This window comes from Sphingobacterium sp. UBA865 (assembly GCF_002295765.1).
Lineage (GTDB): Bacteria > Bacteroidota > Bacteroidia > Sphingobacteriales > Sphingobacteriaceae > Sphingobacterium > Sphingobacterium multivorum.
Window position 1 is genome coordinate 122,629 of the sequence record NZ_DBGB01000001.1, and the last position, 24,896, is coordinate 147,524.

Consider the following 24,896-nt stretch of genomic DNA (forward strand, 5'->3'; position numbering starts at 1 on the left):
GATTATTACGGCAGTACATGTATTTTTTTTCCGTCGATTCTGAAATGAACGGCACCCGTTTTTTCGAGCAGGCTTAAGACTTTTTGAACATCATCAAAACGCGATATTCCGCCACCAAATTTCTCGGTCGTTTTTTTACCTTGATAGATGACCTCCACATTATACCAGCGTGCCACCTTGCGCATGACACTTTCGATATCATCTCCATCGAACATAAATTCGTTGTTTGTCCAGGCAATAACCGGCGCAGTATCTATTGGACGGGATTTTAGCACCCCATGAGCTGTAAGGCTCGACTGCTCACCCGGTGCTAATAACAATTTTTGACTGTGGGAACTGACCTGTACACGACCTTCCAGTAGGGTGGTCTGTACCGCCGATTCGTCGGCATAACTATTTACATTGAAATGAGTACCGAGCACTTCGACCTGCTGATCTGCTGCCTGCACAATAAAGGGGTGTTTGGAATCCTTCGCTACTTCAAAATAAGCTTCACCGGTCAGTGTGACAGTTCTGTTTTTTTGATTTGCAAAACGAACCGGATAGCTGAGCGAAGAAGCCGCATTGAGCCATACTTGTGTACCGTCAGGTAGCTTAATCCGATAGGTTTCTCCTTTGGTTGTCGATAAGGTATTTTGCTCGATTTCGCCCTGCGAATTATCGCTGACTTCGTAAATCAATTGGCCATCTGTTGTTTTAGAGATTCTTATACCCGATTCTTCCGCAATCCGACCGTTTTGTGTTTCATGTAGATGAATCTGCTTGCCGTTGGCCAGCGTTAAGGTCGCCGATTGTTTTCCGGGTGATATCACATGTTGTGCAGCTTGCGGAGATACGTTTTTATTTTCAATGGTAAGAAACCAGCGACCAATAAATAATAGTCCGATAACAGCAGCTGCGCTTGCGCCAATACGTTTCCAAGTCCATAGCGATTTTGTTTTTGGTTTATTGATCTGGAGATGCAATTGGTCCCAGGTATTATCCAGTACGGCCAATAAAGTTGGATCGTCCAACAGATGTTGATCGGCGGGATCGTCCAAAACCTCCTGGATGAGTTCTTGAAGTAATATTTTATCCCTGCCTGATTTTACATAGGACAAAAACGCACGGGAATTTTCCTCGCTAAGTTTCCCCTGTATATAGCGCCTTAACTTATATCGAAGTGTTTTCTTTTCCACAATTGGTTACCCTCTTTTCAGCTAATACACTTCAGCGGTACAGATCATCTGCTCTGCCTGCGAATTTATTTTACTTTTTTTCTGTGCAATGAAAATTTTATGCGTTAATGCTGTTGGAGAAGTATAAAAGAAATAATGAGCAATGTGGATTTATCCAGGATTCCATGCTTCTCTTTTATATATTTCGTGGCTTTTACGATATGGTCGTTAATTGTAGAAGTCGATATACTCAATAAGTCGCTTACTTCGGCGTAGGTTTTGCCCTCAATTTTACAAAGATTATAGATCAGTTTGCGTTGCGGCGGCAGTTGGTCAATGGTCTGTGACAGCCATTCTTCATACTGCTTTTCATAGAGTTCTTCTTCGACGTGACTGTACAAGGCTGTGTTGTGAAGGCTAACATAGGCCTGGACTTGCTTTTCGAGATTATTTCGTCGGATAAAATTATAGACAGTATATTTGGCGATCTGGAATAAATAAGATCGAAAAGGCTGCTCGGGATCAATCAACTCCCGCTTATCCCATACTTTAATAAATACTTCCTGTAATAGTTCGACTGCGTCTTCTTCCGACTTGACCATCTTACGGATGTTGAGATAAATACGCCCACTATACATACTGTAAACCTGCCGGAAAGCACGCTGGCAGCCGGAACGAAGGGAGATCAAGACAGACTTCTCTTCAGTATTGCAGGAATATTTCATAAGTTGGTCTTTCACGCACTGTGTCCTAGTAAGTTGTAGATTACTCCCTTAATTTGGTTACGAACAAATATAACAAAACTAAAACGGTTTTGCTTTTTTAAATAAAAATTTAAAAAGATGAAGAAATTTCGATTTTTTCAATCTTGTATAACAGGAATTCTTACCGCATAAAAAAGGAGATTACGGTTAATAATCCGTATCCCCTTCATATCCCAACGATAGCTCGCAAAGCCTTTCTCTAGGCCTCCTTCCAAAAACAAACTAAGGCAATAGACGAGATCTATACCATCGCCAAAGGAGAAAAAGAAGCAAGGCGAAACCGATGATCCAAACCTGCTGGACAGCTAGCAATTGCCTGCCACGTTTTTCAATGTTGATCTGCTTCTGATTTTCCTGTTTGCTTTTTTCAGTCAGCTCCAATACCTGTTTACGGACTCTTTTGGCGGACTCATGCCATACTAAACCTCCCGACCGGGCAGATAGACCACTATCTGGGGAGAAACGGAAAGCGCTGTCCGTCCAAAAATACCAAAGGCGGGAAAGCGTATCCTGATGATCGGAATATAACCTTTGGAGCTGCTCGGTATATTGCCGGCGCGTATCCGTTTCTTGTTGTTTCTGATATTTTTTATTTTCGTAGATCTTGCAGGAGATCAGCAAGGATAAAAGTCCCCCGTAAGATACGATCTGGTATAGCCTTGTTTTCATCATTCCTCCTTTCAGTCCAGCCAATTTGAAAACGCATAAATGGTAGCCAAGGGACGCCGCTTGCACAACACACGATTATCTGCATTCCCTTCCACAGTCACGATCCAATTGCCCTCCTTTTTCCGCACAATCCCCACATGGTTGATACGCTGAAGACTGGAGCTATAGATGGCGAAGAGATCTGCCTGCCGCACAGTCCCCTGATTGATCTGCTGGGCCGTATAACGCCGGGCTAATGGAAAAAGTGCCGGGCTCCAGGCATTCCGCGGAGCTGCTAGTCCAGCTTTGCCGTAACACCAGGAGGCAAAAGCCGCACACCAGGCATGGCCCTTTCCAAGTCCAGTATACGCCAGGTATTCCTCGACCCGCTTGCCATCGTTGTGGCCAGTCGCCTCTCGCACGCCGATTTCGTGTACCGCAATATCGACAATGCGTTCGCGTACCCCCGAACTGGCGTAGCGTTTCACTGATGGGGCATCCACCTGCTCCAGGCCAGGGCTGGTACTTGGAAGCTCAGCATCACTGCCTGACTGCTCCTTATCGGCTATAGCAGCATTGCGAGCACCGCCAGGAAAGAGAACAGCGACAGAAAGAAAACCGAAAAATAAATAATGCATTGTTGCCATGAGGTCAATTGATTAAAGTGAACACTAAATTGCTGACGAAAGAATTTAAAAGGCTGCCAGAGGATCTCCTGTAGCCAGTAGCAGCAGTAGATGATCAATAGTGCCGCCAATACGGCAAAGAACAATACCGAAAGAATACCGATATCCACGACCCCTGCCGTGGGATCTATCGCTTGCAGCAGAAAGCCTGCAGCAATAAAAAATACCATAAGACAGACCAGACTGATGCCCAGTACCCATCTCCCTGTCAAAGGCCAATAGATATCCTCGATATCTGCAACCAATTGTTGTTGTACTATTTTCATTTGTTTGATTTTAAATTTTACCTAATCGAATCAATTCATTTTAAAAAAAAGGAGCTGCTCCCGAAAGAGCAATCTCCATAAATCCACACAGCTAGGTGAGCACAAATTCACCTAAATACTGGCTGCTTGATGTCATCACTCCGTCGCGATGGATGTTAAATGTCCAGCCGACTATTGTCTTACCTGTATAGCTGTCTGGCAGCGTAATATCCATTGCGGCATCAAGTCGTGTTGCACCTTCAAATGCAAAAAAGAGGTTTTCTATTACGTCGTACAGAATCACAAGGACCTGATCATCATCAAACGCATTGAAGCGGTTTCCGATCGGATCCCAGGTCAAAGACAATACCTTCGGAAAAGATTCAACTGTCTGCAACCCTACCAGAGCGGCCAAACCACCGCTTGCGATTTTCACGACACTATAGTCGACCGTAAAATTGGGATAAGTCCCCTGAAACGCATTATTGATAAATTGTTGGAAAGCTACATTGTAGCCCGTTTTGTTTCTTTGTTTGCTGTCCGAAAAACCCAGCATCAGGATATCTTTAATGGATTTGAGAAAACTGGTTGTCATCCCAAATTTCATGCGCTGTGCTAGCTGGTCTTCTGATGCTGCTTTTGAGCTTTTCTTTGGTAGCGAGCGTACATAGTCTATACCCCGCCACGACGAACCTACGATGTTACCCACTTTACCCTGGTAGGCCCCGTGTATTCCTTTTATAAATCTTGCCATGTTATTAATTTTTAAAATGTTAAACCATAAGGTGGCGCTGCAGGCAGCCACGATATCGATATCATGACACTAAGGTAAAGTGCTTTAGAAGCACGGTTGGCCAAATGGCGCCATCTTGCGCCATTTGTCTGAAAATGCCATTTTTAGCGACATAAAAACCGAGCTATATGTTGGGAAATACTGTATTTTTCGAGCGGTTTCGATTCGGTCTCGCCCGCTTCTGGATTAGTCATTCTTTGTTAGTTTAAGGCTATTTTTAGGCCATTTAAAGGCTGCTGCATTGCCAATATGACAAGGTCTAAGCAGATAAACAGGAAAGAATCACCAAAGAACAGGCAGAGAAATGGCAACGAATAAGCAGAGAAATAGTAAAGAATAAGCAAAGAAATAGCAGAGGATAGGCAGAGAAAGACCAAAGGATAAGCAATGAAGTAGCCTAGTGTAGGTAATCAATCAGTAAGGAAATGGCAGGCCAGTATACGAGCAATACCAAACCAATACGCCACAACAAGTAAAGAATTGGCCATAAATCAGCAATGAAAAAAGAGAATAAAAAAAAGGCCAACCTTTTCATAAAAGATCAGCCTTCTAAAGACCATAACTCAAATTAGTCCCTTAGCGATACTCCGCTTGATCGCATCCTGCAGATCCTCTTCGCGGTAGTAATGTTTGTTGCCCAGATAAATGGGCTTAAGGACACCCGATTTCACCCAGCGGTTGTAGGTTCGTTCGGAGATACCCAATCTTGACACCACAGCCATGCGGGTCATCAATTCGTCCACATTCCAACCTTTATCTTGCTTCCCCTTGGGAAGTAGATGATGGGCCGTAAAGGACAATCTTTCGTTGATTTCAGTCAACAAGTCAACAATTTTGTCTAATTGTTTCATACATAATTTCATTGGTCAATACCATGAAATGAGGGCAGCCCTACCCTTTTATCTATTGTTCTGTTTATAGGCATCATATTGATGCCTAAAATTATCTTTAAAATATCTTGTCATAACAATGCGGAAGCCATTCCTTGGTTTTACCAGATACAATTCTTCCGGACGCACAAGATCAACCATCGCCAAATTCACCAATGTATTATTCCGTGGCCGGGCAAACCGGTCTGATGGAAGCTCCGATTGCAGATCATTCAGACTACCCTTAAATTGGTATTCTTCTTTTTCCAAAAAAATATCAATTGTATTATTCTCCACACTAGCATAATAAATTTGCTCCACTGCGATATCAATCATTTCGCCTTCCAGACTCTTTATCTTCAGACTTTTTACGTCCCTATTTTTTCTATCCGATTTCCTATCCACAATTTCAATTACGTCTTCCATTTTGGATTTTAACGCATTGAAGCTAATTTTCTTACTGAAATAGGTGCAGAACCCCGCTTCGTTAGCTTTAAAAACATAATCTGTGTGTGCCGAACAGGCCACCATTACCGGTGGGTTGGGGATGAGTTTCGACAATTTTATACCATCAATTTCTCTATCGCTGAGATCCATATCGAGCATCAGAATATCGACCTCATTTTCTTTTAAATAAGTGATGGCCTCTATCGGATTTTCGATAATCTTGATCTCATCGTTGATAAAAGGAAGTTCTTTAAGCGACATCAATACATACACCAAAGACTGTGGCATATCGTCAACAATTAATAGGCGGTAATTTAGTTTGTTCATATTAGTTCAAAAAGTTTAGTTTCAAGTGCACAGAAAAAATACCTTCATCCTGCTTCGTTTCCATCGACGAGGGATAATCTACTTGGGCTAACTTGGCCTCCAACAGTGCAAAGCCTGTCCCCGAATGAACGAGACCTTCTTTTGGCGACCAACTGTTGTGACAGTTCACAACGAGGTCAGCTGCCGTATAGCTAATTTTATAGGATACAGGATATTCGACCGAAATATTTGCATGCTTTAGGCAATTCTCCAGCGGAAAGAAGAGCACACCTGTCGGAATATCCGGATATTTTATATTGTCATCGCTCTCACGGCTATATAATACAGTTCCCTCCCCATAATACATTTTTAATAGCCGTACAAAGCATTCCAGATGATCTACTTCGTCCACAATGGTAGCCGTCTTGTTCAGCTGTTCCACTTCTAGTAAGTATGCCAAAAATTGAATAATATCACGTTTCGCCGTTTTGTCTTTAGGGACGTCGTTAATCAGCATTTCACCAAATTTATTTGCGAAAACCGAGGTCAGAAAATGTGAGGTATACTTTATTGCTACGGCGCGGTCTCGATATTGTTTTAGATCTATGTCGAGCTGGCGTTTATTTCGTAATAAATAGATTCCGCCATAAGTCAGACAGGCGAATATCGCAAATAAATTAGCGGTCATATAACCAGAAATGAGTCGAGCGCGAAATGCAACATAATTTTCTGGTAAGTCAACCACAAAAAAAACAACACCAAACGGCGGAAGAAATTTATGTACCAAAAAATCTATGAAGGGAATAAACGTGAAAGTGAGGAAAAGATAGATTATCGCGTTTACTACAATTTTTATCCACCTTCTACTCCAAGCATGCAGGATCAAATAGGAAATCAATACACTATAACCCAAATACAGCGAAATGACAATACTAATTTGAATCAAGGGAATATGATAGTCATCACGAAAGTAATTTAGTCCGCCTATGATCGTAAACAAAACTACGAAGCAAAAGAAATGCAAAGACGGTAAAACATAAATGTTTTTCATGATAAAAAATACAGTATAACTACCTGAATTTACTTATATTTTATTTTTTACAGGAATTTGTAACAAAAATATTTCCTATTAAAACAACCTTTCCTTCCATTTAATTTTAGTTTAATGCAGGTCTGCTCCTTGTCTTTATGAGCTAACTCCTCTGGATACACTCCTACATCATAGCAATTCATTTCATGCAGATACCCCCAGCATTCCCATTTCCAGGGTCGATCTTCTATTTCAATAGCTAGAAAATCATAGAGCCGTTGCATACAGCGGCTGATGAAAATATTTCGCTGCTCATTTTCATCACGCACAATAGGTGCTCCATAGTGGACCTGATATTCCCTATCCACGGTCGTATGGGAAAGTGGTACAACGGGTACCTTTAGTAGGTAAGCCAATAGGGCTATTCCGGTACGGACATAGATCCGATTGGCTAAAAAATTAACGGCTACTTTTTTATGTTTCGACTCAGATACGCCACTGTTTCCATCTGCAAAAATCAGTAGATGCCGTCCTTCTTGAATAGCCGTCCTGGCCTTTAATAGTACCGACGGATCATCACTGATCAGGTAACGGAATTTTAATCCCCTTGACCGCATTTCTGTTTGCATCTCCAGCATCTCGTCATTTTGGGCCAGGTACACCTTTTTATCCATCAATATATCGAATTGAATCCCCTGATCGGCCAGCACCCGTGGTAATTGCGCATGAAAACCCAAATGATACAGGCAAATAATCTTAGGGCCTCCGTCTTTTAACAGGTCTGGATCTAAAGCTCTCCATTCTTCTGCTGGACGGAAAGGCCTGGCAATATGGTAAGATTTCCATTGGTCATATAATTGGTAATGATCATGCCAGGCTATAGACGGCATATAATAATGGAGGTGTGCGGAAAATAGCGCGAAATCCCAGGTATTGTATTTTTTTAACATGAATGATTTAAATTGGTTAGTAAAGGGAGCGATGCTTTGATAAAACTCCGCTCCCTATCGGGTATAAGGCTGCATTTTTTAGATGGTAAAGATCGGACATCTGTCGCCGGTAGACGCTTCCTCAGCGATAAACGGCAACAACTGCTCCCAGGTCAATGTCTGAACATTGTCCACAATCAGTTCCATACTTTTTAAAACTTGATCATTTTTTGATTCCATTTCATAGTATCTACATGTTACACCATTTTCTGTCGCCGGGTTGTACCCTCCCTTCGCCAGAAATTAACTAGTCCATATTGGATCCAATGGCGCAAATATGTTGGTGAAACAAAACCATCTGAAAAAAAAATGTACATACACGGGAAATAGACAGTTGCAATCCATTTACCACAGCGATATGCTATTTACAGTCGGTAAAATACAGTTAGCCAATCATCGTAGTCAGTCACAGGCAACAATCAGTCATGTACAATTATATTTGGCTCCCTCCAATTAAACTTCATAAAATCATCTTTTAACTATTTATATAACCGAGATGAAAAGAACTTACAAATATTCTTTAGATGAGGGTTTTAGCGCAGTCAACCAACCTCAGCAAACATTTAGTTACCTCATCCGCAATGCAGAGCAAATGCATTGGCAATCTACCGACAACCAGATTAGCGAGCAGATCTTCGATGGGCGGTATGCTTACCTCTATTATTACGAGTATTGGATCAACGAGGCAATGGACCTCCAGGTGGAGATCACGATGAACGACCTGCATCTCATCTATCCCCAGTTAAGCACAGGGCATATTTACGGCAAACGTATGGATCAATCTTTTACCTTCGAACTATCAGAAGCAAAAGGTGCATATTTTTACCTCGCTAAAGGCATTTACAACCTACACCTGCCAGTCGGCCACCACATTTTGATTGGCTTTATTGTCGATGCGGGCATGTTCAGACCGCCTGTCCTACAGCAATTCTCTTTTATCAGACATCTTATACAAGCCAAGAAGGAACATTCTGCGGCAACACTTAAAAGTGCAGACTTTAGGGTAGGCCCACTGACCATCAAATATCTACGCATTCTATTTAGCAAGCTTAACCCCAATACGCTCAACAACGAGCATATCCTGCTCAGATATTTAATTTTCCTGGTTCATCTCAGCCGTTTTAAGCTCATCGAGGTAGAGGATCCGATCCTGCCTCTCCCACAGAAAGCGAAAGACCTGCTCGAAGTGATCGTCTTTCATGAAGGCGCGAAGACGCGCATCCATGAAATTGCTCAGGTCCTAGGTGTCGATCCAGCGAGTCTAAGCCGCCAATACCATCAATTTTACGGTATCAGCATGCAGAACGAGCGCAATATGCGCTTGCTGGCCTTCGTACAATTAACCATCGTGGAGCATGATAAACTGGGGGCTACCGCAGATGAAACCGGATTTAGCGGTCCCAGCGAACTGAACCGGTTTGTCAAAAAGTTGACCGGCAAAACTGCATCGCAGTTTAAGGCCGAAATTGAAAAAAATCTCAAACGCTAAAAATAACCGATAAACTTAAACATGAAATTTAACAACAACAAAAAACTAGGTACTAAAATCACCCAAGCGATTCTTCAGGATGCTTATGAGGCCGTACCGCAACTGATGACCTTGTTGGCTCCGCAAGGATGGCGAGAAAGTTCCTTCCATCAGGAGCTTATGGTCTGTCGCTATGAGTTCTACCATGAATTTCTCCAAACGGATGATTACCTGTCCACAGGAATCGACTTTAGGCGATCCGACACGGATCAGGAAATCAGCTCCGAACCACCGCTCACTTTTGATGAATACCTCTACCTCACCTTTCCTCCATTGGGCAATGATCATCTGGAGCTCTTCTATATCCTATCCAACATTTTGATTGAAATTACCTTTACTTCTGCTCTCTACCGAGACTATGATTTCGATGCTTACTATTTTGACGAAGTGCAATGTGAAGGCATCATGATGCAGTTGGCTTATGTCAATAATCAGGTCGACAAAGAATGGGCTAATATCGCTTTCACGGCCTTTCCGCCACCCTATCTTGACGAGATGGACGTACATCACTGTCTGGAACTTTTGTTTACAATTCTCCAAAAGCATGGCTTTAAGCTGGATTATTGGCATGGTGAATTACTTTACATTGTAGAATTGCAAGATATGTATTGGGCTATTTTGTATGGAGATCTAGACGTCGAAGAAAAAGATATCCGGCGCCAACAGATTAAATCCGATATCAGCGAAATCCTCGAGCGTTATGACAGCACCTACATTGATCCACTTAACCTATCGTCAATTGTCGACCTATTCAACCGACGCTGGGTATGCCCATTTGTATTGGCCTACCTTTATGTCTATGATGAGTTCCCCAAAGGCTACCCCTATCTGCTTTCAGATTATGAAGGCCACTGAAGATCGATATCAAACTTGGCATATCGCTCGGTCAAATTTGGCCTAACACTAGGGCGGTATAAGAAGCTAATTTAGCGTTGTAAACTTAGTAAGCAGATGAACAATACAAATAGACAGATCAGCCATCAAGATTTTCAAATCGGAAAGATCCCTTCGCTAGCGAAAGCGGGAATCCGATTATTGTCGCGATTTCTGATGCTGTTCATTCGCTTTTGCTTAGTTCATTGGAAAGAAATCGCGGTGACTTTTTATGGTTCCTTAATGATGGGCCTCTGGATTTTCGTCGCTTACAACAAGCTTACAGGTTTTGACCAAAATATGGAAGGCATGCTTCGTCAGCCATTCCCAAGACCTTTTGCCTTGTTCTTGGCATATGCTATACCTGGCAGTGAGCTTATTGCCGCACTATTGATTGGTTATCATCGCACCCGGTTATTTGGGCTGGGATTATCAGCACTATTAATGATGGCGTTTACAGTCTATGTCGGCTTGGCCATATTACATGTATGGAGTGACAAGCTACCCTGTAATTGCGGCCTGATCATTCAGATTGGCTGGAAAAAACATTTTGTATTCAACGTCTTTCTACTACTGATCAGCAGCTGGGCCTTTGTACTCCAATGGTGGATATTAAAATCTAAACCTCATATTGACAAGCGAAATAATATAGATCGTTATAAAATCACCGAATCGATCCCATTAATGAGAAATCGAAAAAGGGAAACCCGTCATAGGTTGAAATGTAAGCATACGCATACGAAAGAATAGCACCAAAAGCCACAGCGGATCTCTGATGCAAGGCTATCGGAGTGAAGGGCACGTCTGCCAAAAGACATGGATTACCCTGTATTTCTGCTGAGGGCTACGGACAGAAAAAATTGGCAGCTACAGGCGGTTAAAAACAACTAATTTACCATTTAAAGTTAAGGTTATGAACCTCATTAAATTTATCAAGACAAATGTAATGCCTATTCTAGGATTAGCCATTGCAGCCGGGTTGTCAACTTGGTCGTTGACATCTGCAAACACCACTAAATATGCCGATCCAATGGATTGGTATGAAAGACAACCTAATGGCACTTATCAGTTGCTTTCTGGTGGGCCAACAGATGAGCCTTCCAATGGATGTCAGGAGGCTATTACTGATCTTTGTGCCAAGGGGTTTGCACCTGGTACAGCGCCATCAGTGATCAATGACTCCACTCCATCTGATGCACAACGTTATCATGTAGAGCCCTAATACTTTTGGTTAGCAATGAAGCCCTGTAAAAGAATTTTCTTTTACGGGGCTTTCTATTTATTTTGCAGTTGCTTCCAACGGAAATGGCCATGTCCAGCGCGGGTCATTGGGCGCTAAAACATACTTCTTTCCATTTACCGTTCTTTCCAAGCTGATATTGGCCCCCTCGATATTTAACCGTCGGAGATCCGACCAACGAATCCCACGAAAAATCAATTCTTTTCTTCGCTCCCCTAAAATCACTTTCAAGGCTTCTGTCTGAGACAGATTTTCAACAGGCACATATTTCCCCTTTTCCCAGCGATTCTCCAAAAGGTGGTTTAAGTCTGCCAGTCCCGCTTCGACCTTGCCATTTCTCACACGGCATTCTGCCCGATTTAAAAACACCTCATCCACAGCAAGGCCAGAGAAATAATTACTTCGGGTCGAGAAGTAATTATAGGTTCCCCTAAATCGATATCCAGACGGCCTTTTTTCAAAGAACAATTTCTTGCGCAAATCACTCTCGGCATAACTGTTATAAAGCTGATCGGGAATTAAAGCACTTAAAAATGTCGTTGGATAATATTGATACGGATCCGCCAGCATACCCGTCCAGTAGATCACCTCAGGCTTGATGATGCCCGATTGATTTTTGCCTGTCAATGGTTCAGTTAGCGCCATATTGATCAGGTTATAATCCAATAGGAAATCTGTAATAGCCAAGCAAGAGTCAGCATATTTTTCTGCTTCCATATAGTCCTGCATAGTTAAATACACACGAGACAGTAAAGCATAACCCGCCTGTTTGGACGGCCTAGTCGGATAGTCAATGTTTGTCTTCAAATATTGCACACTTTCCTTTAGGTCAGCAACTATGCGGCTGTAAGTTTCTGCCACCGTAGACTTCACCAGAACTTCATTGATATCCTCTGTCATGCGCAGGGGAATTGATTTTTGATCATTGGCGGTCCCTTTACGATAAGGTGGCGCAAAAACCTGCGCTAACTGATAGAATAAATGGGCGCGATGGAATAAGGCCTGTGCTTTGAGATAATTTAAATCAGCTTGCGGAGCAACGATCTTGTCTAAATGATTGAGCACCGTATTTGCCGCCAGTATGGCGCGGTAAGGATATACCCAATCTAGTACCTCCACTCCCGCATAAGGCTGTGCACTCCAAGTATAATAGTTTTGCATCTGAGGACGCAAGTTGGCATTAAAATCAGCGTCCAGCAGATAAAAATTATCTGCACCTGATTCTCCCAACTGAGGTGTCACCCCTTGACTTGTTCCATTTAAATAGGCATCTCGATCCAATAGTGCCTGAAAATGAACCAATGTGGTTGGAATGATCAATGAATCTTTGGGCTTTTCATTTAGAAATTCTTCCTTGCTGCATCCACTGAACAGTAGGCTAATTATCAACAGTTTTATAATTGATTTCATGTGTTAAAAATTAAAGTGAAAGGTTTAGACCAAACGCGACCTGTCTAGTTTCTCTTGGATTATTGTTGTAGTAAGGATCAATGGCACGGTGATTTGCTTTCCATAGCATTCCCAGATTGCTGAAATATAGAAAGGTTCTTACGTTTTTCAATTTTCCGAGTTTAGGAATGGAATAGCCAATATTGATGTCATCAAAACGGATGTGATCACCGCGCTGCACGAGTACCTCAGCATATTTATAAAAATTATCCCGATTCACATTAGCCGGATACACAAGGGAAGGAATAGCTGTGTACATTTCATCCCCAGTTTCTTGCCACCTAGCCGCATAGTCTGCATGCCCGTACCAGTCACCGGCAAACATATTGGTATAATTGACCGAATTTGTCCTAAAATAATAACCGAATTTGAAGCTGATACTAAAAGAAAGATCAAATTGTTTATAGGTCAATCTATTCCTTACCGCGCCGAAATGTGTCGGTTGGGCAGTGCCAAAGAAAACAAGATCTTCCAAGGGCGTCTGGTTATACAAAGCATTGTAGTCCTTCGAAAGATTTCCTGCCAATAAACCCTGTGGATCACCATTGGTCGGATCAAGTCCTTCCCATTTCAAAGCAAATACACTATATAGCGGTTTGCCCACCAGCGGATTCGCCAAGGTGATCGGTAGATATTGCTGGCTTGTGCTCGCTACCGGCAATAAGTACTTTGTTATTTTGGAACTTGTATGGCTGTACATCCATACGGTTTCCCAGCTCAGTGCGCCTTTGATATTTTGCGTGTTGATCTGAATATCAATGCCGCGTCCTTTCATATCAGCCACATTCATGTAGACACTTGACATACCGTAGGTAGGATCTACTGGAGTACTAGCAAGTAGATCGACCGCTTTTTTAGTGTACCAATCGATCGTTCCGTCAATACGCTTATTCAAAAATTCAAAATCAATCCCCGCATTCCACTGCTTCACCCTTTCCCAGGAGAGTTTACTATTGGCTATGGTGTTGAGATAAGCTGTTGGGAAAGGATGCGTAGTACCGCTTGTATTTAATGTAATGGTCGATATCGCATTGGCATTGCGTGCGATGTTTCCACTAACACCATAGGTACCTCTAAGTTTAAAACGAGAAAACAGTTTGTCCAATCCGATATCTTCCTTTGCCATATCCCAAGCCACACCTACTGACCATAATGGTGTCCCCTTCTCATTTGTGTTGAGGCCGAAGAGATTCGCTTCATCCTTTCGTAAACTGGCATATACATCATACCGATTTTTATAACGATATGATAAATTGCCAAAGTAAGACAAGAAGTTGTCTACTGCCCCATCCTTATAATCATTAAATGCGATTCGCCTCGTTGACGTTGTTGTTCGCCGTGGAAAATAAGTCAAAAGATCCACTTGATTAGCAATGGCGCTATTTTCGGCATTATAGCCTATATTTTGGTAGTTTTCATTTTGGGTGCGAATTGCCCTGATCTCAAATCCGGCCATTGCATCCAGTTGATGTTCCTGCTTCCAATTTTTGGAATAATTAAGCTGTCCCCTACCTTGGTGACTGCGCGTACTGCTATAATTTTGCCAGATAATGCCGCCCAATGGAAATGGATAGGTGACCAGACCTGTGGTACGATTGATCTGCGCAAGATCGTTGATATTGTTTCGCGCATAATAGGATTGTTCGGAGAATAGATCCCGACCATTGCCGGACTGATGCTGATATTGGTATTGGACAGAAGCCTGCAATCCATCAAGGATTTTATAGTCCGTCGAGACAGCGAAAACTAAATCCTGCTTGTCTGTGGAATGCCTCTCGCGATTTATTTCATCTAAGGGACGATAAGCCCAGTCCAACAGGCGACCATTACCAACAGTGTCCAAAAATCCTTTTCTATAATTCAGATAAACAGACAATGCCTTCCCATTGACATCAGCCAAGCGTGCATATGGCGATAAAGTATACGTACCAGAGGGTGCTGTTCCCATCCCATCATTATTGCCATTCTTGTTATTTGTACGGATATAGCTGATTGTCGTTTCAAATCCGAGTCGATCCGTTACTTTGAAGCGATTGTTGGAACGTAGTGTAAATCGTTGACTGGATGTACCAACTAATTGACTACGCTCTTGATCCAAACCAGTCGAAATGTAATACTGCATTCTATCATTTGCGCCGCTGACATTCAGGGCATTCTGACTATTTAGTGTGCCCTGATAAAAATATTTCCGAAGATCTTTTTTCACATCCTGACTCGCCAGTTGTGCTAGCTGCGCATCAAGATCCGGAGCGTTCGCAATCATCAGTTCCACCGCATCCGGTACCACAGCAATTCTATTGCCTAAAGTGGTTGGATTCTTATAAGCATCGTATCGGCCATTGTCAAAGAGAAACTTTTCCAGAGCGATGCGGTCTGACGACGACATGATTTTACGATGATCAAGATCAGGCTTTCCCTTATAGGACAAGTTACTATTCCAGGAGACTGTAGTCGCTCCTATTTTTCCTTTTTTGCTGGTCAGTACAATAACACCATTACCAGCACGTGCCCCCCAAATGGAGGCAGCAGCTGCATCTTTTAGCACAGTTACGGAGGCAATATCATTGGGATTGATATTCTCCAAGTCGCCTTCGTAAGGGAAGTTGTCCAGTACGATCAAAGGTTTGGCTTCGGCATTGATAGTACTACGGCCGCGAATGAGAAAAGCATCTTGTGCCGCCGCATCCCCATGATTGACCAATAATCCCGGAGAGAGGTTCTCGATACGTTGGATTATATTTGCACCGACATTTCGATTGATCAGTTCTGTTCCGATCACATCGACACTACCAACTGCCCTTTCTTTCGAAATACGCTGGTATCCTGTATTGATCAGTACCTCCTGCAGCATATTGTCTGCTTTAGCTAATCCAATTTCCATCGCACTGGATACATGCAGGTCAAATGCTACTGTTTTAGGCAAGTACCCTATCCGCGATAAGGTCAGGCTTCCTTTTGGCACCCTTGTTTTAATTTCGAATGTGCCGCTATTATCGGTAGATGCTTTTATTTTTGATTGACCGACAAGTGCAATGGTAACACCGTCTATCGTCTCGTTTGTGAAAGAGTCACGCACTATTCCTTTCAATAGACCAAGATTAGTTTGGCAATAGCCAAAATTGACCGATAATAAGGATATGATGAGAAGAACAAAGTATACTTTGATCCCACTATTTAGTTTTAGTATAAGGTTCATTATAGGTTATCTTATGTTAGGCTTAATATCAGCTGTATTGTTATCCGCAAGGATGAGCATGTCTATTTTTCTTTTCTTTTTTGAAGCCGTAAGTCCGTAAGGTCTCAGAGCTTGATTGAGCTTATCAAGATCAAATTGGAGGTCTTTATAGTAAGGCATAATTACCTTACCTGTAAAGTCCGATTCATTTATAAAAAGAGGCTGATCTACCTTCCATCGTACTGAAAAATTGAGCAGCTTGACAAAATCTTGAAAGTCCTGTGGATGGCCGGAATTGGTGATGGTGTCTTTAACGTTACTTCCTTTTAATTTGCCAATAATAATACAGTCTTTGACTACTAACTTGCGCTCCATTTTGACATCAAATTGGAGGGATAGATCATTTAAAACTCTTCTTACCCAGAATGATCTGGTGGTATCCTTGCTGATCAATTGATAGCAGAACATAGCCTCCATACCGGGAAGTTTATCGATTTCCAATAGCTTTTTATTGATGACGATAGTTTTGTTATTGGGTTGTTGCAAGGTCCGCATAAACATGGAAATCGGATCAGCATTGGTATAATTGACAAAGATTTTGTTTTGTGAAATCACCTGCGAAATAATACTACCGAGCCCTTTTTGTTTACTACTGAATGTTGAAACGGCGAAGCTATTAACCTTAGCGGTATCGATAAAATCTGCTAGATAGCGACTGGTAGAGAAATCGAGGCGATCATTTTTAGTTGCAAGCTTAAACGAATCGTCTTTCAAAGCGCGCTGAATATTATCACCCGTTGCATTAGATCCTTCGGTAATAGCGATAATTTTGCCATTTTTGATCCATACCTGATGCGGGATCATCTTATGGGGAAAATATTGTTTCAGGTATTCTGTTTTTGTACCCGAGAACAGTTTAATTCCCTGTTTTTTCAGAAAAGTATTTACTCGTTCTGCATCTTCATAACTTGTGGCAAATACCGCCAATTCATCTTTAAAAATGGGCTGCAGGCTATCCAGCTTGTGAATGGACTTAATGCAGGGACTGCACCATGTTGCCCAAAAATCTATGATGATCAATTTCTTGTCTCGAAACTGATTAAGTTTAAATGGATCACTTTTAGATGGAGCATTAACAATGTCTATTGGCAAATCCCAAACTGACTCTGGGATACTATCTCCCACTTTCAGCGGTTTGATTAATTGCCCATCGGCCCCGCTTTCCTTGCGGGGCGTCTGAGCTGATAAACTAAACATAGAAACTAAGAAGTATAAGATCACAAGTACCGTGATCTTTAGTATTTGAATATATAGTAGTGCACTGTTATTGGATTGTAGCTTTAATTTTTTCATCATTTTAGGAATTGGGGTTGGATGAGGATACGCGATTAAAGAAATCGGAGATTGCTTTAGAAATATCTATCGCTTCTTTGTTTGTCTCTACTGAAATAGATACCTTACCAAAATCCAATTGAGTCATATGGATCATAAAATAAGCTACCAGGACGCGGAGAAGTTCGACGGAAAATTCAGACAATTGCGGATTACCACTCATTTTTTCGTTATCAACCGTGTTGGGATGTAAAACAACGATATAGTCTTTAATTGTACTTAGAGGATACTTATCCCAAAAGTCTTGAACATTTTTCACCGGATCATATCCTGATCGATGAGTTTCATAAATTACCAAATCCAGTAGAATTAGGTGAGCGTAATTAGATCTCATTCTTTAGATTTTTAATAGCGAGTTTAGAGCATACCTATTCCAGTCCGACTGAATCGGTTACTTTTTAGGCCGTAAACCGCCCGTAATAAAATTGGTTAATTGGGAAAGCTAGAATTCTTCTGAATGAGTATCACTAGGTATATTATTGGTCGTCTCGAATTCCATAGCTGATGTGACCAGGTCATTGCTGGCGAAATCAGACCAAGCTACTCGGGGGATTTGAAAATGTTTTTTGTCGTTTGTTTTTTTTCTTTCATTACTCACTTAAAATTAAATTTTATAAAGTGAGCTCCATTGGTTATTAAAAAGGATCTATAACAGGCTCCTACATACCGCGCTGCAGGCTTCCGACGGCCAAACGGAACGGATTTACAGTAGGAGCCCAAGAAGTTATAGAGTACCAAAGGTACACAAAATATCCACTTGGGCATTAAACCTACCTCTTCGTCCGTTGCAATTTGTCGGAATTTGCAGCCGAAGCTCTTAAGTCTAACGCTCAACATATCAGTAGATCATTTCTTACTGATAATCAACAATACAAATATAATAAAATGAATTAAAAAAAAGAAATCACTTTCACTTTTATAATTCATTTTAAAAATTCTTTTGTGTATATGAAAATATACGATGCACAAATCGCAAAAAAGAATATTCTAAACTTCTTTAAAAAAAGCGGTATTACTATAGAGGATTTTGCGAATATTCTTGGGACTTCAGATAGATGGATTAAATATATCCAATCCAACGAAAAATATGTCTTCGATGTAGAGATAGTAAAAAAAGCCAGCTCTTTCTTTGTCGTAGAATATAGTAATATGTCCTCTACTGTACTCAATCCACCGAATAACTTACGTCAGGTTCTCCAGAAAAAACATTCCAAAAACCCTGAATATAGTAAAATATTAAACGATACTCCTACAGTCTCATTTATTATCGAAAATATTTTAGCTATAGATGGAGACTTTAAGAATTCAAATGGACTTGAACTAAAATATATTAAAAATATTATCAAGAAATATTATCCTAATATGAAGCTTACAACTCTTTCTTCCGAGCTACAAAAATCAACAGTGATAGAATCGTCGAAGAGTACTACCAAAATCAACACTAATCTTTATAAGCTTAAATAAAACTTGTAAGGTGCCTCAACTTATTTCTTTTTCAGAGTTCTATAGAGATTCCGAGCCTTCAGGCTATTAAATTTCGTTGCAAATTGACCATCTTTATTAATTCTAAAAGTAGTAAAAATTATACATTTAAAATCAATAGAGCCTTTCTTATAATGGTCAAATTAGCTCGAATTGATTGATCAATGTGCATAGCATATCTTTATCCGCTTTTAAATCTAAAGGTTCACAAGCCTCGTGAATATTTAGATTTAATTAACGATCTTTGCATCCTTTAAAAGAAAATTTAGCATTTTAAGAGATCCGGCTCTGATTATTACTATACCATGGTGAAATGGTGTCTTATCAATACTTTTTTAATGAGCCAACAAAGTGCAATAATAAAACCTAGCTTCATTGGAATTTTGATTGCTATTTTATATAAAAAAAACAATCCTAAAAGTAGCTTATATGCATGATAAATCTCGTATGCTTTTTATATTTGTCATCTTAATACAGAGAGGAAATCAGGCTTCAATGGCCGGGCTCTTGTGTCTAATGGTAATACCCAAATTATATCCTTTTCTTTCATTCTTCCACATGTAGAAATGAATACCAATTTCCGTGCACGGGTTTTCATAATTTAGGCTTTTAAAAGTCAGTATACTTTTTTTGATTTTGTGAGGGATTTCTTCATGAACCGACATATCATATAATTCATCGAAGATGCTTAGGAACAAATGTATATCGGAAATACGTGACGAATCATAACAGGTTAAGTCCAAATGCAAACTATGTACAACATATTTACTGCCTTTAATGGAGTAATTACACACTCCTGTCATAAAATCTTCACACAATTTTAGGTCTTTTGATTTCCCTTCCCATGTTTCCCCGAGATTGGAGTCGTACTCTCGGATGATGATATTCTTTCTATACAAGAATTTTTTTGCATCAATAGGATTCCAGCCCTCTAATTCAGGGTGTTTTGGAGGTGTGTTTTCCTTAATTTGTTTTGCCCGAATTTTTCTCATCGAACTCCATAGACTTTCCTCAAGATTTAAATAGCCAAAATTGTTACGCCATCTAATAACCCCTTTTATATTAAAATTGAAGAAGATTAGTGCACTAAAAAGCCATTGGTAATACTGTAACTTGTTTTTTGATTTACGTTTTAAAGGTGTAGCAATGTCCTCATACTGCACATAGAGATTTAGTGCAGCAAGAAAAGGGATAAATAGTATCGTTAAAATAATCGGAAGTGTAAACTCCTTTAATGTTTGTATGTTGAGATATTCGCTGTAATGGCGTATCGCAAAGTAGACAAGGTATATTAGCAATAAGACTGATGCAATCTGTCCCAAAATACCTAAAACCTTTCGGACAGGTGCATGCTCCTTTTTGTATTGTGCGACTGTGTGCATTCCAACAAGTAATACTAATATAGGTATCGCTATAAATTCAATCCAAAAATTGAATGTAGCCAAGGTCATTACAAATGACAGAAAAACAGACAACTTAACATTGTCCTTTATAGCGTTTTTGAGGAAGTTTAGGGGGGCTTTATTTGTAGCAATCCGATACATTAACATACTAGCACTCAATAGAACCCAATATATTGTATCTTTTAGCAAGGATTTATCCCAAAAACCAAATATTGACAGTACGTATATCAAGCCATAAAAGTGACCTAGTGTCAGCAGGTATATAATGTTGAACTTCCAATTAAACAAAAGCCTTAGTAAATTCCATACTGATTTACGTAGCTTAGGAGATGATATAATCAGGCAAATAATTATAGCTAGCCACGAGAGGTATGCCAGCTCTCTTGTGCTAAATATGAATATGAGGTTTTGTATATCTTTATAGATTATTGAAAATTCCATAGAGGAGTTGGTTTTATATCTGCTCGTCAACTTCTTCACCAATATTTTTCAAATAGGCATTTAGATTTATCGCAGGTATTGTTCCGATTGCCTGTTGTAGATACCTTGTTAATTGCATAAAGAATGTTACAAAAGAGCTGTCGGCATTGCTGAATTTAATTTTGTTGAATTTTCTGTTAGAGTAAAACTCTAAATAAGCATCTTGCCCAGCGGTTGTAATTTCTGCATTAGGATTATAGTCAATATAAAAACTTCCATAATCAGCAATACAACCCAAATCAATACTTTGAAGATTGTCTAATGCTTTTATGTGCTTTTCAATAGTGTTATTGTTTTGGTGTGTGAATGTGTTTGTACTACATAATATCCCCCCAACGATTTTAGTTAAAGGACGAGGGGGCGATTTATGTCCGCCATTGATGAAACTTGCCGCTTCTCTTTTCAATATTCTTACACTTTCAATCTTTTCTCCCGCATATTCAATATAATTTTTGTCTCCGACATTTCCTTGTATATCAGGTTTTACTTCAAAAACAGCATATACGCCTTCGGCAGGTATGTAGTAAAAACCGTTTTGATTAAAAATAAATGGAGTGAACCAATTATCGTAAATCACAATATCCAATTGTTGACTTGTGTTGCCTTCATGATCTATCACAATTGCTTTATCAACACAGTATCTATTTGGTAAGTATTTTCGTAACCATTCAATCCACGCATTTTCCAAGGCATCGCCTTTAGATCCGGGATGGTCAATAAATTCTCGATTTGTGTTCAATTGGGCAGACATCTGTTGCTGTAACCCCTTGAATAATTGTTTTAAATTAACTTGGTTCATATCTGAATAATTTATTTTCAAACCATACGTAAAATCCAAAAGTCACTGAGGACTTCGAATATCCAATTATTAGCAAAACAGGATTAGTAATGAAAGTATGCTTACTGTTTATAATCGTATTTATTGCCGAAATATCTGTTACGCTCGGGATGGGGCTATTATCTGGATGTGTATGCCATTCTCCGATGTAAACTAAAGAAGGATCTTGTCTGTAATACTCCTCAAACGCTTCTTTCAGTCCTTCAACACCTCTTTCGAAGCTTGTTTTGGTAGATTTAAAATCAATTGGTAGTATACTATCAATGATGTTCACCGTTCTTTTATCGTCCGAATAATATCCGACTAAAACCCCTCCAAATTCTTTTGGATACTGATTACGTCCATAAAGCACTAGCATATCTATTAAACTCTGTTCAATAGAAATCCTTAATCCAGTTTCCTTATTTACCAATTTCACAGCTGCTGTAATTTAATTTCAAATCCATTTTTGTTATCCGTTGAGAGGTAAAAAGACCGCAGCTTAACTTCGCGCTCATAATTTAAATTGATCTGCTTTAAAGCATAGTGTACTAGTACAGAAATATCGTTATATGAAGCCTTAAATGTTGGGTTCCAACATCCTGTAGGATTGTAAAGATCTTCCACATCATTATTCAATAACGCATAAATAGCATTGGTTGCACTATATAAATTTGGATTTACCGCACAAACCAGCTCTTTGGCATGGTTTGTAATACTTATACTGAAAATATCAGATTTTGTTGGGAGGTTATTCAACATAAATGCTACATCGTTATCCGTCGTACAATCGAATACAACATCAAAATCAGAAAGTGCTTCGCAGAGATAGTTAGCCCATTCACCGTTACCAATTCTAAGCTTCGCTGTATCCAATAACTGTTCATTAAATTTCAGTGCAACGAATGGAGAAATCGACCTTAACGTCGTCACCAACTCATGAATCTTTTTATTCACTCCAGTTGCAAACAAATACTCCGATCTACATACATTTCCAGCCTCTTTCATATCGTGATCAATAATTACCAAATTTGTTACACCACCCCTTACCAAAGTTTTTGCCAGGTTGCTACCGATCGCGCCCACCCCTAATACTGCAATTTTTGCTTTAGCTAATCGATCGTTCATTTTGCCTCTTCCAAAGAAAAAATCATAGGAACAATTATCAGTTTGCTGCCACTTGATTTCTTGAGGTATGCTGAAGTAATTCCAAACCCTCGTTTTAGGAATTCTATCAGCTTTGATTGGAGTTTTATCCATATCAATCCTTATTGATTGCCAATGAATATTGATATCATCTATTCTGTATCCTAACAAAAGAGATACATAACTACCATTGTTCGGCTTCCAAGCTCGTTGTATATTATGCAAATATTCTTTGAATGAATATGGTAGGAATCCATCGAGAGCTGACCAATCGGATACCGCAAAACGACTCATTTCTACTGGGGGTTCTTTTAGAAACACAAAAAGTCCTTCAGACTTCTCCCTCGCATATAAATCAACAAAACCTGTATCCCACTTGCATGTAGCGACTTTTTTATTTTTAATTCGGTAATCGACTACAATATTTGAGTGTAATATCTGCTGAGGCTTTCCTTTCACAATATTTGAACTAATCCTCGAATAAGTAAAAATTCCGAAATCATCATCGTTAAATAGGTAGTCTACATCTGTAAACAGAAACACGTCACCTTCTGTTCCTGATTCAGCAGAAACAATGATATGCTCGTAGTGGCTATCTTTTCCTTTCTCAATGTAATATTTTTTTACCCACTGTTTTAAAGAATCGATGTCATAACCTATCTTTTGCGTTATATCTGGGCTATGTAGAGTGTGTAAGCAAATTGACCCGTCCCTATTAACGTGATTTAAAGAGATCAAATCTTTATTGATAAATCGAATAGCTTCCTGACCTTGGAAACTCAGTGGATAGCAATCAAATATTTCAACTGCGAAATCCAATTGAACGTCCTCAATCGAAATTTTTATATTCCCTTTGAGCCGAATTTCTTCGGACTCAAAGGGAGTTAGAATTTCGACTCCATCTATCTGTTCTAAAGCAGAACCTATTTGGTCTAACCGGTCCATGTCTTATCCAAATTTGACAGGAGGAGGCACAGAACGAGAATCTCCGTTAGAACCGTAAGTTTCTTCCGGAGGAAACTTCTCATTGATTGGAAAATAAAGTTTAATCAAATCGCTTGATTCATCAATTCTTTCAATTAGATAAGCAAAATCTGATGAAAGACTTTGCTTTTCATAATCTGTTAACGTATCAGCGACTTCATTATTCGTATTACCCGGATCTGGAAGAGAAATTGATTCTATATTATCCTTAAAAAATACCAAGACAGAACGTAACTTATCCCAAAGACCACCTTCAATAGCTAGCTTATCGAACGCTTTTATAACAATAAGCTCTATGAGAAATGACTTAGGATAATTCTGGTTTGTATGCTTCTTCCAAACCTTTAAAAGCCTGATGATATTACGAACGGACGTACGATCATCCCCACTTTGTCTTATATGGTCGACTTGTTTACGTACATTGGAGCGTATATAATCACTTCCTTGCTCAAGATTACCAAATTGAGAATACACATATAAGTTCAGCTTTTCATCCTCCACATACTGGCCTTGATTTAATTCTCTACCGGGCACCACATCTATTTTTACCACCTCTCCGTCACTGTCAGGAAAGAATTCGAGCCCAATAGAAACCTTTTGTTTACGAACGTGCGCCTCTCCATCAAATTCTTCATATAAAAAGCCGTACGCCGCTTCATACATTTCTTCCAATGTACTAAAGGCGTTGCGTTTAAAAGGAGCCATTAAATCGAAATCAAATTTGAGATTAATTGCTGTATGCTTGGCAAACGAGCCAGAATTAAAAGGAGAATATAAATTATCCCCAAATCTTTCCTTGAGGCTGTCCTTTATTATGTCCCTCTTTTCTTTGAACTTAGCTAATAGCCCCTCTTCCTTACTTACCTTATGGGAGCTCAATACATCCCATAAATAACTACTTCTATCAGTCGCCATTTGTTACCTCCTTCTTGCTCTCCTCCTTATTATTATTTGTACTACTTTTCTCCTTTGAGCTCGTATATCTAGGAGTAA

General features: G+C 40.0%; 25 protein-coding genes. 5 read left to right on the top strand and 20 right to left on the bottom strand.

Going from position 1 to position 24,896, the window contains the following annotated elements; translation table 11 throughout:
• Positions 1-5: 5 nt before the first annotated feature.
• The 11 genes from B2O97_RS00475 to B2O97_RS00525 all read right to left on the bottom strand — a co-directional run bounded on the left by B2O97_RS00475 (position 6) and on the right by B2O97_RS00525 (position 8,114).
• Positions 6-1,178: a FecR family protein gene (locus B2O97_RS00475; RefSeq protein ID WP_286766666.1), complete on the bottom strand. Its 1,173-nt coding sequence runs from the start codon at positions 1,176-1,178 to the stop codon at positions 6-8.
• A 104-nt stretch (positions 1,179-1,282) separates the two neighbouring features.
• The gene (locus B2O97_RS00480; RefSeq protein ID WP_112375985.1) at positions 1,283-1,882 is read right to left on the bottom strand and encodes an RNA polymerase sigma factor; all 600 of its coding nucleotides are present in this window, start codon (positions 1,880-1,882) and stop codon (positions 1,283-1,285) included.
• Positions 1,883-2,143: 261 nt separating this feature from the next.
• On the bottom strand, positions 2,144-2,593 hold the full coding sequence (locus tag B2O97_RS00485) for a hypothetical protein (protein WP_172462484.1): 450 nt from the start codon (positions 2,591-2,593) through the stop codon (positions 2,144-2,146).
• A gap of 8 nt (positions 2,594-2,601) precedes the next feature.
• Positions 2,602-3,216 carry a CHAP domain-containing protein gene (locus B2O97_RS00490; protein WP_286766667.1) on the bottom strand — a complete coding sequence of 205 codons (615 nt, stop codon included), beginning with the start codon at positions 3,214-3,216 and terminating at the stop codon, positions 2,602-2,604.
• Positions 3,135-3,521 (bottom strand): hypothetical protein, encoded by a 387-nt coding sequence (locus B2O97_RS00495; protein ID WP_286766668.1) that lies wholly within the window; start codon positions 3,519-3,521, stop codon positions 3,135-3,137. The genes B2O97_RS00490 and B2O97_RS00495 overlap by 82 nt, the downstream gene beginning before the upstream one ends.
• 91 nt (positions 3,522-3,612) lie before the next feature.
• Entirely contained in the window at positions 3,613-4,254 is a 642-nt protein-coding gene (locus B2O97_RS00500) for a DUF6266 family protein (RefSeq protein ID WP_259254272.1), read from the bottom strand.
• Between the two features lie 602 nt (positions 4,255-4,856).
• On the bottom strand, positions 4,857-5,144 hold the full coding sequence (locus B2O97_RS00505; protein WP_286710041.1) for a helix-turn-helix transcriptional regulator: 288 nt from the start codon (positions 5,142-5,144) through the stop codon (positions 4,857-4,859).
• Between the two features lie 48 nt (positions 5,145-5,192).
• Entirely contained in the window at positions 5,193-5,936 is a 744-nt protein-coding gene (locus B2O97_RS00510) for a LytR/AlgR family response regulator transcription factor (RefSeq protein WP_286766669.1), read from the bottom strand.
• Between the two features lies 1 nt (position 5,937).
• Positions 5,938-6,966 (bottom strand): hypothetical protein, encoded by a 1,029-nt coding sequence (locus B2O97_RS00515; protein ID WP_286766670.1) that lies wholly within the window; start codon positions 6,964-6,966, stop codon positions 5,938-5,940.
• Positions 6,967-7,013: 47 nt separating this feature from the next.
• Positions 7,014-7,895 carry a hypothetical protein gene (locus B2O97_RS00520; RefSeq protein ID WP_286766671.1) on the bottom strand — a complete coding sequence of 294 codons (882 nt, stop codon included), beginning with the start codon at positions 7,893-7,895 and terminating at the stop codon, positions 7,014-7,016.
• Positions 7,896-7,973: 78 nt separating this feature from the next.
• Positions 7,974-8,114: a hypothetical protein gene (locus B2O97_RS00525; RefSeq protein ID WP_286766672.1), complete on the bottom strand. Its 141-nt coding sequence runs from the start codon at positions 8,112-8,114 to the stop codon at positions 7,974-7,976.
• A 316-nt stretch (positions 8,115-8,430) separates the two neighbouring features.
• Here B2O97_RS00525 and B2O97_RS00530 point away from each other — a divergent pair, with 316 nt between their 5' ends.
• From B2O97_RS00530 to B2O97_RS00545, 4 genes are all read left to right on the top strand, one after another.
• Positions 8,431-9,423 carry a helix-turn-helix domain-containing protein gene (locus B2O97_RS00530; protein WP_286766673.1) on the top strand — a complete coding sequence of 331 codons (993 nt, stop codon included), beginning with the start codon at positions 8,431-8,433 and terminating at the stop codon, positions 9,421-9,423.
• A gap of 21 nt (positions 9,424-9,444) precedes the next feature.
• On the top strand, positions 9,445-10,317 hold the full coding sequence (locus tag B2O97_RS00535) for a hypothetical protein (RefSeq protein ID WP_286766674.1): 873 nt from the start codon (positions 9,445-9,447) through the stop codon (positions 10,315-10,317).
• A 96-nt stretch (positions 10,318-10,413) separates the two neighbouring features.
• Complete coding sequence (locus B2O97_RS00540; protein ID WP_286766675.1) at positions 10,414-11,085, top strand: DoxX family protein; 672 nt, start codon at positions 10,414-10,416, stop codon at positions 11,083-11,085.
• 163 nt (positions 11,086-11,248) lie between these two features.
• On the top strand, positions 11,249-11,557 hold the full coding sequence (locus tag B2O97_RS00545) for a hypothetical protein (protein WP_286766676.1): 309 nt from the start codon (positions 11,249-11,251) through the stop codon (positions 11,555-11,557).
• A 57-nt stretch (positions 11,558-11,614) separates the two neighbouring features.
• Here B2O97_RS00545 and B2O97_RS00550 read toward each other — a convergent pair whose 3' ends face one another.
• The 4 genes from B2O97_RS00550 to B2O97_RS00565 are packed head-to-tail and all read right to left on the bottom strand — an operon-like array spanning position 11,615 to position 17,925.
• The gene (locus tag B2O97_RS00550) at positions 11,615-12,985 is read right to left on the bottom strand and encodes a RagB/SusD family nutrient uptake outer membrane protein (protein WP_286766677.1); all 1,371 of its coding nucleotides are present in this window, start codon (positions 12,983-12,985) and stop codon (positions 11,615-11,617) included.
• Between the two features lie 10 nt (positions 12,986-12,995).
• Complete coding sequence (locus B2O97_RS00555) at positions 12,996-16,220, bottom strand: SusC/RagA family TonB-linked outer membrane protein (protein WP_286766678.1); 3,225 nt, start codon at positions 16,218-16,220, stop codon at positions 12,996-12,998.
• Positions 16,221-16,226: 6 nt separating this feature from the next.
• Positions 16,227-17,555, bottom strand: coding sequence for a TlpA family protein disulfide reductase (locus B2O97_RS00560; protein ID WP_286766679.1), 1,329 nt, complete (start codon positions 17,553-17,555; stop codon positions 16,227-16,229).
• Position 17,556: 1 nt separating this feature from the next.
• On the bottom strand, positions 17,557-17,925 hold the full coding sequence (locus B2O97_RS00565; protein WP_286766680.1) for a hypothetical protein: 369 nt from the start codon (positions 17,923-17,925) through the stop codon (positions 17,557-17,559).
• A gap of 614 nt (positions 17,926-18,539) precedes the next feature.
• Here B2O97_RS00565 and B2O97_RS00570 point away from each other — a divergent pair.
• Complete coding sequence (locus tag B2O97_RS00570) at positions 18,540-19,055, top strand: hypothetical protein (protein ID WP_286766681.1); 516 nt, start codon at positions 18,540-18,542, stop codon at positions 19,053-19,055.
• A gap of 503 nt (positions 19,056-19,558) precedes the next feature.
• On the opposite strand, the gene B2O97_RS00575 is transcribed toward B2O97_RS00570, so the two are convergent.
• The 5 genes from B2O97_RS00575 to B2O97_RS00595 form a co-directional block, all read right to left on the bottom strand.
• On the bottom strand, positions 19,559-20,455 hold the full coding sequence (locus B2O97_RS00575) for a hypothetical protein (RefSeq protein ID WP_286766682.1): 897 nt from the start codon (positions 20,453-20,455) through the stop codon (positions 19,559-19,561).
• 475 nt (positions 20,456-20,930) lie between these two features.
• Positions 20,931-21,755 carry a DUF6602 domain-containing protein gene (locus B2O97_RS00580; protein WP_286766683.1) on the bottom strand — a complete coding sequence of 275 codons (825 nt, stop codon included), beginning with the start codon at positions 21,753-21,755 and terminating at the stop codon, positions 20,931-20,933.
• Positions 21,742-22,212: a Mov34/MPN/PAD-1 family protein gene (locus B2O97_RS00585; RefSeq protein ID WP_286766684.1), complete on the bottom strand. Its 471-nt coding sequence runs from the start codon at positions 22,210-22,212 to the stop codon at positions 21,742-21,744. Before B2O97_RS00585 ends, B2O97_RS00580 begins: the two co-directional genes overlap by 14 nt.
• Positions 22,209-23,738 carry a ThiF family adenylyltransferase gene (locus tag B2O97_RS00590; protein ID WP_286766685.1) on the bottom strand — a complete coding sequence of 510 codons (1,530 nt, stop codon included), beginning with the start codon at positions 23,736-23,738 and terminating at the stop codon, positions 22,209-22,211. The genes B2O97_RS00585 and B2O97_RS00590 overlap by 4 nt, the downstream gene beginning before the upstream one ends.
• A 129-nt stretch (positions 23,739-23,867) precedes the next feature.
• On the bottom strand, positions 23,868-24,818 hold the full coding sequence (locus tag B2O97_RS00595; protein ID WP_286766686.1) for a nucleotidyltransferase: 951 nt from the start codon (positions 24,816-24,818) through the stop codon (positions 23,868-23,870).
• Positions 24,819-24,896: the final 78 nt, after the last annotated feature.

What these genes read in the sequence shown, in the direction of transcription:
- B2O97_RS00545 (WP_286766676.1), top strand. Translation starts at nt 11,249, where the DNA reads ATGAACCTCATTAAATTTATCAAGACAAATGTAATGCCTATTCTAGGA.
- B2O97_RS00570 (WP_286766681.1), top strand. Translation starts at nt 18,540, where the DNA reads ATGAAAATATACGATGCACAAATCGCAAAAAAGAATATTCTAAACTTC.
- B2O97_RS00540 (WP_286766675.1), top strand. Translation starts at nt 10,414, where the DNA reads ATGAACAATACAAATAGACAGATCAGCCATCAAGATTTTCAAATCGGA.
- B2O97_RS00565 (WP_286766680.1), bottom strand. Translation starts at nt 17,925, where the DNA reads ATGAGATCTAATTACGCTCACCTAATTCTACTGGATTTGGTAATTTAT.
- B2O97_RS00595 (WP_286766686.1), bottom strand. Translation starts at nt 24,818, where the DNA reads ATGGCGACTGATAGAAGTAGTTATTTATGGGATGTATTGAGCTCCCAT.
- B2O97_RS00530 (WP_286766673.1), top strand. Translation starts at nt 8,431, where the DNA reads ATGAAAAGAACTTACAAATATTCTTTAGATGAGGGTTTTAGCGCAGTC.
- B2O97_RS00490 (WP_286766667.1), bottom strand. Translation starts at nt 3,216, where the DNA reads ATGGCAACAATGCATTATTTATTTTTCGGTTTTCTTTCTGTCGCTGTT.
- B2O97_RS00505 (WP_286710041.1), bottom strand. Translation starts at nt 5,144, where the DNA reads ATGAAACAATTAGACAAAATTGTTGACTTGTTGACTGAAATCAACGAA.
- B2O97_RS00560 (WP_286766679.1), bottom strand. Translation starts at nt 17,555, where the DNA reads ATGATGAAAAAATTAAAGCTACAATCCAATAACAGTGCACTACTATAT.
- B2O97_RS00555 (WP_286766678.1), bottom strand. Translation starts at nt 16,220, where the DNA reads ATGAACCTTATACTAAAACTAAATAGTGGGATCAAAGTATACTTTGTT.
- B2O97_RS00515 (WP_286766670.1), bottom strand. Translation starts at nt 6,966, where the DNA reads ATGAAAAACATTTATGTTTTACCGTCTTTGCATTTCTTTTGCTTCGTA.
- B2O97_RS00550 (WP_286766677.1), bottom strand. Translation starts at nt 12,985, where the DNA reads ATGAAATCAATTATAAAACTGTTGATAATTAGCCTACTGTTCAGTGGA.
- B2O97_RS00580 (WP_286766683.1), bottom strand. Translation starts at nt 21,755, where the DNA reads ATGAACCAAGTTAATTTAAAACAATTATTCAAGGGGTTACAGCAACAG.
- B2O97_RS00525 (WP_286766672.1), bottom strand. Translation starts at nt 8,114, where the DNA reads ATGGAATCAAAAAATGATCAAGTTTTAAAAAGTATGGAACTGATTGTG.
- B2O97_RS00535 (WP_286766674.1), top strand. Translation starts at nt 9,445, where the DNA reads ATGAAATTTAACAACAACAAAAAACTAGGTACTAAAATCACCCAAGCG.
- B2O97_RS00520 (WP_286766671.1), bottom strand. Translation starts at nt 7,895, where the DNA reads ATGTTAAAAAAATACAATACCTGGGATTTCGCGCTATTTTCCGCACAC.
- B2O97_RS00495 (WP_286766668.1), bottom strand. Translation starts at nt 3,521, where the DNA reads ATGAAAATAGTACAACAACAATTGGTTGCAGATATCGAGGATATCTAT.
- B2O97_RS00500 (WP_259254272.1), bottom strand. Translation starts at nt 4,254, where the DNA reads ATGGCAAGATTTATAAAAGGAATACACGGGGCCTACCAGGGTAAAGTG.
- B2O97_RS00480 (WP_112375985.1), bottom strand. Translation starts at nt 1,882, where the DNA reads ATGAAATATTCCTGCAATACTGAAGAGAAGTCTGTCTTGATCTCCCTT.
- B2O97_RS00485 (WP_172462484.1), bottom strand. Translation starts at nt 2,593, where the DNA reads ATGATGAAAACAAGGCTATACCAGATCGTATCTTACGGGGGACTTTTA.
- B2O97_RS00575 (WP_286766682.1), bottom strand. Translation starts at nt 20,455, where the DNA reads ATGCACACAGTCGCACAATACAAAAAGGAGCATGCACCTGTCCGAAAG.
- B2O97_RS00510 (WP_286766669.1), bottom strand. Translation starts at nt 5,936, where the DNA reads ATGAACAAACTAAATTACCGCCTATTAATTGTTGACGATATGCCACAG.